The following is an 11654-nucleotide window of genomic DNA, read 5'->3' on the forward strand; positions in this document are numbered from 1 at the left end:
ACCCTCACTTTATATATTATTTTAATGATCCAACCATAACGCCTTTTTCAAAGTACTTTTGGAAAAATGGGTACATAATCATTAACGGCAGACTTGCTATAATAATTGCTGAGTATTTAATCATTTCTGCCAAACGCTGCAATTCTGCTCTTGCCATTTGATCTCCAATCATACCTGGTTCCACTTCACTTTGGATTAAAATATCACGCAAAATTAACTGTAATGGATACAGACTTCTATCTTCCAAATAGATCATTGCATCAAAATAGGCATTCCATTGACCAATAAAAGAGTATAAAGCTAATACAAAGATAATCGGTTTTGACAATGGTAGAATAATACTTAAAAATATTCTTGTATCTGAAGCACCGTCTATCCTCGCTGCCTCCATTAACCCTTTTGGCAACCCTTTAAAATATGTTCTCGCTAGAATAATATTCCAAACCGTAATCGCACCTGGCAAAATAATTGCCCAAGGAGTATTAAGCATGCCTAATTCTCTCACTAATAAATACGTAGGGACCATACCACCATTAAAAAACATGGTAATAATGAAAAAGATCATAATTATCTTTTTACCAACTAACTCATCCACAGAGAGGGAGTAACCAGCCATAATTGTGAATACGACGGATACCAATGTAAATCCAGTTGCATATAGAATAGAATTTAGAAAGCCTCTCATAATTGTTCCATCTTGAAAGATACGAACATACCCATCTATCGTCCAATGATTTGGATCAAAAGAAATTCCTCGAGTTAACAATACATCCGGCTGCAGGAAGGAACCCAACAACACATACAGAAGAGGGACAGTTACGATTAGTACAATAAGGCTCAACAAAACTTTGTTAATAAATAAGATAAATCTATCAGACTTGGAATTATTAATTAATTTATTATCCATGAAACTGCCTCCTCTCTAATACAATGTTTCTCCATTAAGTTTTTTCACGATAAAGTTTACCGTAATCAATAAGATTAAACTTATAATGGAATTAAATAATCCAACCGCTGCTCCAAAAGACCAATCTGCTGCTTGTAACCCCCGCTTGTAGACAAATGTATCAATAATCTCTGAAGCTGGTAAGTTCATTGAAGTTTGAAGCAAGTAAGCCTTTTCAAAACCGATTGACATAATTCCCCCAACTGCCAAAATAAACAATACGGTCATTGTTGGTTTCAATGCCTGTAAGTCAATATGACGGATTCTCTGCAATAAAGATGCCCCATCAATCGTTGCTGCATCATGTAGTTCTGGGTTAACATTGGAAAGTGCTGCCACATAAATAATCGAAGCAAACCCTGCTCCCTGCCAAATTCCTGAGGCAATGAAAATTGTTCGAAAATATTCTGGTTCAGACATAAATGAAATACGTTGATCCATTATTGAGCTAAGTACAGTATTTAATGGCCCCGCTGGAGATAAGAAAATAAAAACCATACCAGCAATAACAACGACCGATATAAAATGTGGGGCATAAATAATTAATTGGATATTCTTTTTAACTCGTGCCCGCCTTAATTGGTTAAGCATCAACGCCAGTATAATCGGAACTGGAAACCCTATTAATAGTTCAAAGGCACTTAATTTAATTGTATTCATAAATATTTGGTGAAAATTAGGGGATTCTAAAAAATTTCGAAAATGTTCCAATCCTACCCATTCACTTTCCCATATCCCTCTTAAAGGACTGAAGTCTTTAAAAGCAATGGTCACCCCATACATTGGGATATAATTAAAAATAAAAACTAATACAATAGCCGGTAATAAGAATAAGTAAAGAATATAATTCTTCCGGATATATGCTATCGCCCCCTTTTTCTTTTTTGGCGGCGTGTCAACAGGGAATGTATCTGACTTTGATGTTGCCACTTGAAACCCTCCTTTGCTTAAAGCTCTTCGCTTTGCTGTAACATTTTCGTAATCTTAATATATCAAAGTTTGTATGCGTTTTATTTCAATATTTTAGGACGATGGATTATAAAATCTTCGGTTCTTGATTTCGTTTTTGAAAATATCATGTAAAAAAGGAAAGTATAATTACACTGTCTGACAAACACAAAAAACCTGCGAAGTAAAAGGAAATCTTTCACATCCGCAGGCTTATCTAATTAAGTGGATTCATATAAAACCTGTTTCTTAGGAAATGATAATGAAGCGATCTTCATTATTACAAAACTCATAAAGCTGACGCCAAGTACAAAAACTAATGCCGGAACAAGCATATATAGATAAACAACCGCTGCAACAAAAGCTATTAACATAATCGTTTGCAAAGGACGGGCAATTGTCAATATACAAGCATATCGGCAATACTCATTCCATTTCAAATCAAAATGAACATATACCGGAAAGATATAAAGCATGACAACCAGATAAAGTATTCCAATGACAAGAATAAGATTAAATAGCACTACTTGCACGCTCTCATGGCTAATACTTTGAACAATACGAAAATCCATTACTAGGAATAAACCGATAAACGAACCTGCATATCCGAGTAGGTTCGATGTCTTAAATGAAGCTTTAAAATGTGTAATGAACTCTGATAATACTGCTGTATCTTCGTCTTCCAAAATCATTTTCCTTATCACAGCGAATAGAGCTGCTGTTGCCGGAAAGATACCAAAGACAATACCGCCTAATAGTGTAAACACGACCCATAATAGATTTAAATAAATTAAATTAAAACCAAGAGTCCCCACTCGCATATACCATCTTTTTTCAATCACATTGCCTCGCTCCTTCTTTATCACAGATTAACAGTCAGTAAAGCCCCAATTCATCATCTCATAACGAAGATACCTTCACTGATAAAAAATCACTTTATAGTTACTGTATCAAAAAAGAAGATCTGTCATTTGCAATATTTTTGGAATAAATATTATAAATTTTTTGGAATAGAGCCAACAAATCAATCGGCTTCGCGCAGTCGCTGATTAATCGTTTCTACTGCTTCTTTCACAGAAGCTTCTATATCTTTATTAGCCAGACCAATATCTTCAAACAATTTTTTAATTGTTATGCTTATGTCTGGGTAAGCAGGTGTAACCGGGCGATTTCTTGAATAAGAGTAAGCTTGTTCTGCAAAGATATTATAAGGATAGGTATTAAATATAGGAAGATCTTCAGCTACAGAATAACGCGCAGGAACTTCTCCTGTGATAGAGCTATATTTCTTCATGGATTCATAACTTGTTACATAATGGATAAATTCCCATGCTTCCGCCGGATGATTCGTATTGGATAGTATACCAAGTGCCCAACTTCCATTTGGAACAACTTGATACGTTGATTTTGGAAGCGGAGCAATACCAAAATCCTCCCCCAACTCTAACCCTTTTTCCTTTAAATCTGTTATCCCCCATGAACCAAGTACCGTCATCAACAATTGTCCGTTTTCAAAAGCATCAGCTGGAAGCTCTCTGACGGCAACTTCGTCTTTATGATATAAATCCTGATAAAATTGCAATGCTTCCATTGTTTCCTCTGAATCTAAGTATCCACTGGCTGTTGTTCCATCGGGGCTAATCACTTCTCCGCCGAATTGCCAGATAATTGGAAGTTTAAAATAAGCAGGTGCCTCTCCACTTCCAAATCCTTGTGCAGGATCAATACCATAAATTTCTTCTTCTGGTCGCTGCCCCTCTATCAGTAATTCGACAACTTCTTCCCATGTCATCGGGGTATCAGGATTGCTATCTGGAAAAGGCAAATTTGCTTCTTCCAGCAAATTAATATTGTAATATAAAGCAATGCTTGATTCTACCAATGGCATCAGATACAGCTGATTTTCATAAGTTAATCCTTCCATAATAGCATCAGAAAAATCTTCCTCTAAATCATCATCTTCTGTCAAATATGCATTTAACGGCATCAGAAGATTTGCTTCTGCATATAGGGCTAAGTAAGGGCTGTCAATTGCCATAATATCCGGTCCTGTACCAGTAACTAGTTCTGTTCGCAGTTGCACTTCATAATTGGAATACTCTATATTTTGCATATTAACACGAATATGTGGATGAGATTGATGAAAGTCTTCCAATATCTCATTATAGGCCTTATTCTCTGCCGCATTCCCATAATTACGCCAAAACGTCAGCTCCACAATATTCCTTGACTCTTCATCTAGTTTTGCATCTTCCTTTTCCTCCTGTTTAGACAAAGGTTGCATCAATATAATCAGATAGCCAGCAACAAGACTGATTAATATCATAAATATACTGTAATAAATTATTTTTCTCATGATATGTCACCCTTTTAATCCGCATCCAATGATTTCCGATAACCCGCTGGAGTCTCGTTTACATGCTTCTTAAAGACTAGACTAAAATAAGCAGAACTGGAAAAACCTACGAGATTAGCCACATCAATTATTTTCAAATGCGGATCTTTTAAAAATTTCTTTGCCTCTTTCACTCGTATCTCTGTTAAATATTCACTAAAATTTTTACCAATTTGTACTTTGAAAATTTCTGATAAATAAGCGCTATTAATATGAAAAAGTTCAGATAAAATTGTCAGCGAAATATCATTCCCGTAATAACGATCAATATAGCGACGGACTCTATCAACAATCTGTTTACCATCCGTTGTTCCTTTATTATGAATCTGAGCGACGATTAACTTAGCCAGTTCAGTAAGGTATGCGATAACTTTACTCTGGTCATTCAATTGCCAGATAACTTGCTGACATTGCCAAATCAATTGTTGTGCATCGTTATTCTCAACGTTATATTTTTTAGCGATGGAACCCAAACAAAATAGAATCCGATTTGCAACAATCGAAAAGGAAAACACTGATTGAGTCGTTGCTTCACCCAGCAAAGATTCTAATTCTTTTTGAAACCTGTACATATCCATCTTCTCAATTGCATTAACAATATGCTTCTCCAGGTCTGGTGAAAAATCCATTAATTCCTCTCTTCTCACACATTCATCTACAATCTGCGAATAATGGCTTAACCGGCTCTGACTCCATGAGAGTAAACTGGAAATATAGCCTGTCTTCAATTCTGATAAACCAGTTACTTGATTTCCAATCCCAATCACAGTCTCTAATTTTAAAAGTGTTTTTATTTGTTGCTGAATCATTTTCGTTAACCTGTCAGGATGGTTATCAAAGTCCTGATTTAATATGATAAGAAAATGCATCATATTTGTATAACTCAAATCATAGAAGGCCAGTATTCCCGATTTTGACTCAACTAATTCTTTGCACAGCATTTGAAAAGCCATTCTCAACTCGTTTGTCCGATTCGTTTGACCGCTAATGTCTCTCACTCCAACACTAATAAATTGCACCTGCAAATCCTCTTTAAGCAGCATATCAAGTTTCAATTGCTCAAGACGCTCTTTTACTAAGCTATATTGAAACCACTCTTCTTTTACCAATGACAACAGATATTGTTCCTGCACTTCTTGAAATTGTGTCCGGGCCACTCGCCGAACTTGATTCAGTTCAAGCTGTTTGGTGCGATCTTGATCAATTTCTTTCTTCATTCGTTGCAATACCTCTGCCAATTCCTCTGGGTCCACTGGCTTCAGCAAATAATCCCTTACTCCTTTTTTCATAGAGCTTTTCACATATTCAAAATCGGAATAACCAGATAAGATAATTACTTTGATGTATGGATATCTTTCTTGACAATGTCTTGCCAATTCTATTCCATCCATGACTGGCATACGGACATCAGTCATTACCATGTCCACCTTGTGCTCTTCGAGTTTTGTTAATGCTCCTTCACCATTAGACGCCTCTGCTACAACATGGAATCCTAATTCCTCCCAGTTCACTTTCCATTGTAATCCTTTTCGAATTTGAATTTCATCATCAACTATCAAGACGTTTCTCATTGATTGTCCCCCCTTGTTGTTATTTGTAAGATGATATTCGTACCTTTGTTTAATTCCGTCTCAATTCGATAGGTAAATTGCTCTCCATAATATAGATTCAAGCGATCTAACACATTCTTGAGTCCTATACTGTTTCCGCTGCTTTCCAGAGTATCGGCTTGATTACTAATGGATAAACTTTGAATGACTTCGTCTGGTATCCCTATACCGTCATCTGCAATTTGCAATGTTAATTGATGATTTTGATATTTAGCCTTTATTTCCACATTAGCATGTTCCTTAGAAATTAAACTGTATTTCACTGCATTTTCTACTAGCGGCTGAACAACAAATTTAATAATTGGAAATTCTTTTGCTTGCTGATCTTCTTCAATTGTTATTTGAAGAGACCCTTCATAACGAAGCTCAAGAATTCGGGCATAATTACGGATATATTGTATTTCCTCTGCCAAGGTGACCAAGTCCGATTGTGTGTTTAATGCATAGCGAAGCATCTTTCCTAAATAAACACTGACATTTACTACCTCTTTATTCTTCCCTTGTGCTGCTAAGCCACCAATAATTTCAAGGGTATTATTAAGAAAATGAGGGTTAATCTGCAGCAATAAAGCTTTATATTCAGCATTACGCCTGCGAATATTAGTTTTATATTCACTATCAATCAACTGTTTTAAACGGTTCATTGTCTGATCAAAGACTTGTAATAAATAACGAATCTCATTATTTTCTGACCGAATTGTCGGCATGATTTTTTGTGCGTTGTTGAAATCCCCTTTTTCTAGATAACGCATTGCCTTCATCAGTCCTCTTAATGGATCAGTAATCGAAGAAGAGAAAAGAAATGAGGCGATAATAGTAACTAAAAATAAGCCGACACTTAATAACAGCATACTTTTTTGTAATTGATTAGACTGTGAAAATAAATCATCCTCGGTGACTTCGCTAATTAAAATCCAATCCCCTACCGATAATTGTTGATAAAACATTAAATAGGTTTCCTGTTCGTCTTCTATTTCAAGCAATCCCTGATTCCCTGACATACTAGTTATCTGTGTCAAAGACTTGTCAATGATAGATTGAGGGGTTTGAATTTCACCTGTTAAAACGTTTTCACCCTGATGATCGATAATAAAAGTATGACCATGCTCTCCTATTTTAATTTTATCCAATGAGTTCTCTATCATTTCCGTAGAAAAATTAACTTTAATAATCCCACTATCTTGAAGCGTATTTAAGTCAACTAACGGTATGAGATAACTATTAATAGGCATTTCCCGTATTAATGCAGATTGCTGGTTCGTATCAAAGTGGGAATGAGTAAAAGTCTTATTATTTTCCATAAAGCCCTGATACCATTCCGTTTCATCCAATTGCGGATAGTTGCCCCAAATCCCTTCCCCATCATGTGTAAAAATAGAGACAGAAATATTATTAGAATTATTAACCATCATTGAACTAAGCATGTCATTCAATTCACTTCTTACCATTAATCTGGCCGTCTCCAATGTTTCATAATCATTATTGCTGCTATTCTTTACTCGCAGCCAGTCCTGTGTAATAGAATTGGCTAATACCTGCTGACCCACATCAGCCACTTGTATTGTAACCGAGTCTATATAAAGGGAAAATTGATCCATCATACCAATCGTCAACTCTTGTGTCTGTTCCTTAATATAGTTTGTAAATAAATTCGGCATGATTAGAGACAAAATTAAAAAAGGAATAGTTAATACACAAGAAAAAACAAGAAATAATTTATTACGTAATGACAAAAACATATAAAGTCCTCCATAACATGTCTCTAAAATGCCTATCCATTTTTCAACTATAACATTACGAAGAAAAGAACAAAATACAGTTAATAAATACTGGATATTTGAAAAAAGAAGGCGGTTCAAGCCTTCCTTTTTTCAAATTATTCATTTTTCAATGTCTAAAAATACTTCTTCTGATACTTGCCACTGTTGATTTGAACTTGCCTGCTCCTCTTGTAATTCTGTAAGCGTAAGTTTTCCGTCTTCTGTTACTGACAATACTTGTTCATTATGAACAGAACGAATAATCACAGCTTCATTATCTAGCTGTTCAATCAGCCAGCGCTGATTGTCATAACCAAGATAATCATATAACTGGATTTTTTGTTGATTGGTATCCAGGTCAAACGCTTGACCGCGCTCCGTTCTAATCGAATAAGATCCTTGCTCATCTCCTGTCGGTAAAAGAGACCATATCATTTGTTTTTCTTCTAATACTACCGGCTCTCCATTTTGTAAATTAGCAGCGTATAGTGATTGACCCGTTTCTACATTCGTAAAGGAAGTTTCTGCCAGTTCAGCGTCTGATATCTGACTTATTTTCACATTTTGATACGTCGCTTCCCCATCAAAAACATTTAATCCAAAGTGCCCTTGAGCAAATACGCCATCTTGAAGATCAATGATATTCTCGCCATCGACATCAATTTGAATATGTGGTCCCTCTGCTTCAATTTTGATAGTATAGGTTTTTCCCGGCTCGATAAATGCCGGAACATTGCCGATCACCATATGCTCTTCTAATTGACTATTCATCTTATAAAATAAACGGAATGCCTTCATATTAGGGTCTAAATTAAAATAGTATCCACTACTGCCGTCTTCACTCGCTCGGAACACAATAGCTCCAGCACCACCATCTAGACCCAATGTCATATCCGCTTCATAAATAAAATTGCCTCCTGTTTCTTCCGCCATATAATTGACATCACTTGTATGTGAACCGCGAATTCCTGCTTCTGTTTTCAGCCATTTTACTGTCTCAATGTCAGAACTCCAGCCTGTCAGATTGGTATTAAATTCTCCATCATAAACCTGAACTTCTATTGTTTGTGAAACTTTTTCATTCGGTGTAGAAACAGTAACCTCTGCTTCGCCATCGCCAACAGCTTCTAATTCAGCCTGACGATGATTCGATGAATTAATATAAATCACATCCGAATCAGATACAGACCATTTCAACGGATTGGATCCGTTACCATTACCATTTTTCAAAGCAGCTTGAAGAGAAAATGTATCACCGATATTCAGCTCTTTTTTACTTGTATCAATCACAATTTCAGCCTCTTCTTCATTGTGACGATCCCAAATATCTTCCAGCTGGTTTACTTCCAATGAGATAATCTCAACAGGCCCATTTTCTGTATAGAAGCTCATTTCATTGCTTGATGCCTCTGGGAAAATAACATCAGAAAAAACCACTTCCCCATCATTCGCAAACACCTCAATAGATCCATTGTCTACGAAAATATTTAATTTCACACGTCGACTGTCAGGTTCTAAATCTGCTTCATGTCGTGTTGTAAATTGATTGGAGAAATCTGTTTGTCCAGATTCTGAACGATCAACAAATATTTGCTCATTTACCGGGTGATATCCAATCACGCTTTTTTCTTCAATACCCTGACGAACTTGAAAACCAAATTCTGATACTTCACTGTCCGCTGGGATTTCAATTTCTGCTTCAATCTGATAAGATTCACCATTAACCTGCTTCAAAAGATTTTCTGCATTATTTTCATTTACTCGTTTATTACTTGTTTCAAAAATTGTCTCACTAATCGAATCTAATTCTTCAATTGGAGCCTGGGCAAGTCTAACTCCCTGCTCTGTATCTATCAGCCTTAATTCTCTCGGTATCGTCAGTTGTCCTTCCCAGCCTTCCGTCGGGAAATCAAAAGGATAGTCCCAATTTGTCATCCAGGCGATAGTAATACGACGATTATCTGGCATATCTGAAAAAGACATAGAAGCATAAAATTCTTTGCCAAAATCTGTTCTTAATACATCCCCTGCTTCATTATCATTAATAAATGTTCCGTCATCTGTTAATTCACCAATAAAATATTCAGCATCAGAGCCCTCTGTATTAGGGTTGGCACCTGTACTAATCATTAACACCCATTTGGTCTGGTCTGTTCCCTCTACTGATAATTCAAATAAGTCTGGACATTCCCAAACACCGCCTCTTACATAATCATCGTATCCAAAACTGTCCGTATGTTCCCAATCTATCAAATTATCAGAGGTAAAAAAGCGAATATGATCGCCCCCTGATACTACCATTACCCAACGATTATTTTCTTCATCACGGACTACCTTCGGATCTCGAAAATCCCAGTCACCCGGTTCCTCTTCTGTTTTACCGGGGTTCTCAATCACCATAGGATGTTCCTCTGAATATTCCCATGTACGCCCTTTATCATGACTATAAGCAAGCCCGATTCGTTGATTCCCATTCTCTTGATCAGGGTTAAAAGAGGTATAATAAGCCACCAGACCCTTTCCACCTGTATCTGAAAAAAGTCCAGATGCATTATCTTCATCTACAACAGCAGAACCTGACCAGACATGGCCGTGTTCATTCCAAGGCAGCGCAGTAGGCAAATGTTTCCAATGTATGAGATCTTCGCTTACCGCGTGGGACCAAGTGCCGCCATCTTGATGAAAGAGATGGTATTCCCCTTCAAAATAAACAAGTCCGTTAGGATCACTTGCCGATCCTCTTGCCGGTGTATAGTGGTAGTTTGGACGATAATTTTCTTTAAAATATTCATTGGTTTTAACCGCGTATACGTTTTCAAAATAAGTTATTCCAGATAAATTAACCAATCCAATATGACCTTCCTGGAATTGATCATCTGTATGTTCTATTGTAGGCTCACGATGCCCGTCAAGATATACAGTTACTTGATTATCCTTCACTATAAGCTCCATATGATGCCTTGCTTCGCTGATAGAAGAATAAAGTTGATCTGAGCTTGCTAACACAGTGCCATCCAGTAACTGCAACTGCACTTCTACCTGATTATTCTGCTTCACAAATATCAATTGGTAACCAGACGCAGATTCCTGATTTATTCGGAAAGTAAATCCAGCGGCCCCCTCTTCTTCAGCAAATGATATATCACCTTCCAAAACAAAATCCTTTTCTTTTTTCTCAAAAGTTTGCTCACCTTCTCCAATGGCTTTTAGTCCTTGTATATCTGGCTGCCATTGCCCTTCAGTCCTAATAATCCCACCCAAATTATGAGTAAAATCACTAACATATACATTCTCAAAATATGCTGTTCCATCCACTACTTGCAGTCCTAAAATTCCAGCAATATCATTTTCTAGTACTGTTTCTAATATCTCGTTATACTGATTATTCCAGTATACTTGAAGCTTTTGATCAACTACTTTTACTTTGAGGTGATATATTTCTCCTGCTTCCAAATCTACTTCTACTTCCTCTAAGGGCATATCTAGATTTTGTCGATCTAAGAGCTGAAGCTTGCCTTTCTCTTGATTGATTTGAATCATATAACTTTGTGTTTCTGTCGCATTTTCCCAAAAGATAAGACCGGCTTTGGTCTTCGTCTCAGTTATTTTAATATCTGCCTCATAGGCAAAATCCTTAGAAGTAGTATCAGATAATGCAACAGCTTGCTCATTTTCTTCCGAAATAAGCTGGATACCATGCACAGTATCTTTCAACTCCCCCTTGCCTTCTAAGCTCCAGTTCTCTAGATTCGTATTAGCTTTAATCATTTCTTCCTCCTTATTATCAGTAGCCTCAATTTCTGAATCACAAATAAATATGATAGTTAGTATAAATAGCATCACCCAGATAGAATGTTTACTGATCTTTTTCCAACCGATAGTAATCCCCCCCTTTTATAAGTTAAAAAAACATCAATTCTTGACTTCCACCATATATCAACCGGTTGACATATAGTTTAAAAATAAATAGATAAATACAAAACTATCATAAGGTA

At 36.4% G+C, this 11654-nt stretch carries 7 protein-coding genes; all 7 read right to left on the reverse strand.

Features of this window, described 5'->3' with window-relative positions; translation table 11 throughout:
* Positions 1-16 precede the first annotated feature (16 nt).
* Positions 17-907 (reverse strand): carbohydrate ABC transporter permease, encoded by an 891-nt coding sequence (locus tag MKX55_RS21775; protein WP_256705281.1) that lies wholly within the window; start codon positions 905-907, stop codon positions 17-19.
* A 15-nt stretch (positions 908-922) separates the two neighbouring features.
* Entirely contained in the window at positions 923-1813 is an 891-nt protein-coding gene (locus MKX55_RS21780; RefSeq protein WP_339238596.1) for an ABC transporter permease subunit, read from the reverse strand.
* Positions 1814-2115: 302 nt separating this feature from the next.
* Positions 2116-2736: a DUF624 domain-containing protein gene (locus MKX55_RS21785; protein ID WP_339234917.1), complete on the reverse strand. Its 621-nt coding sequence runs from the start codon at positions 2734-2736 to the stop codon at positions 2116-2118.
* Positions 2737-2918: 182 nt separating this feature from the next.
* Complete coding sequence (locus MKX55_RS21790; protein WP_339234920.1) at positions 2919-4250, reverse strand: ABC transporter substrate-binding protein; 1332 nt, start codon at positions 4248-4250, stop codon at positions 2919-2921.
* Positions 4251-4264: 14 nt separating this feature from the next.
* Positions 4265-5860 carry a response regulator gene (locus MKX55_RS21795; RefSeq protein WP_339234922.1) on the reverse strand — a complete coding sequence of 532 codons (1596 nt, stop codon included), beginning with the start codon at positions 5858-5860 and terminating at the stop codon, positions 4265-4267.
* Positions 5857-7638, reverse strand: coding sequence for a histidine kinase (locus tag MKX55_RS21800; protein WP_339234924.1), 1782 nt, complete (start codon positions 7636-7638; stop codon positions 5857-5859). Before MKX55_RS21800 ends, MKX55_RS21795 begins: the two co-directional genes overlap by 4 nt.
* A 141-nt stretch (positions 7639-7779) precedes the next feature.
* A complete protein-coding gene (locus MKX55_RS21805) occupies positions 7780-11427 on the reverse strand; it encodes a GH32 C-terminal domain-containing protein (RefSeq protein WP_339234926.1) in 3648 nt (1215 codons plus the stop codon).
* Positions 11428-11654: the final 227 nt, after the last annotated feature.

Origin of the sequence: Oceanobacillus sp. FSL W7-1281, from assembly GCF_037969835.1 — a bacterium.
Classification (GTDB): Bacteria; Bacillota; Bacilli; order Bacillales; family Amphibacillaceae; genus Oceanobacillus; species Oceanobacillus oncorhynchi.

Coding starts and splice junctions, on each gene's coding strand:
- MKX55_RS21775 (WP_256705281.1), bottom strand. CDS start 907: ATGGATAATAAATTAATTAATAATTCCAAGTCTGATAGATTTATCTTA.
- MKX55_RS21800 (WP_339234924.1), bottom strand. CDS start 7,638: ATGTTTTTGTCATTACGTAATAAATTATTTCTTGTTTTTTCTTGTGTA.
- MKX55_RS21790 (WP_339234920.1), bottom strand. CDS start 4,250: ATGAGAAAAATAATTTATTACAGTATATTTATGATATTAATCAGTCTT.
- MKX55_RS21805 (WP_339234926.1), bottom strand. CDS start 11,427: ATGATTAAAGCTAATACGAATCTAGAGAACTGGAGCTTAGAAGGCAAG.
- MKX55_RS21795 (WP_339234922.1), bottom strand. CDS start 5,860: ATGAGAAACGTCTTGATAGTTGATGATGAAATTCAAATTCGAAAAGGA.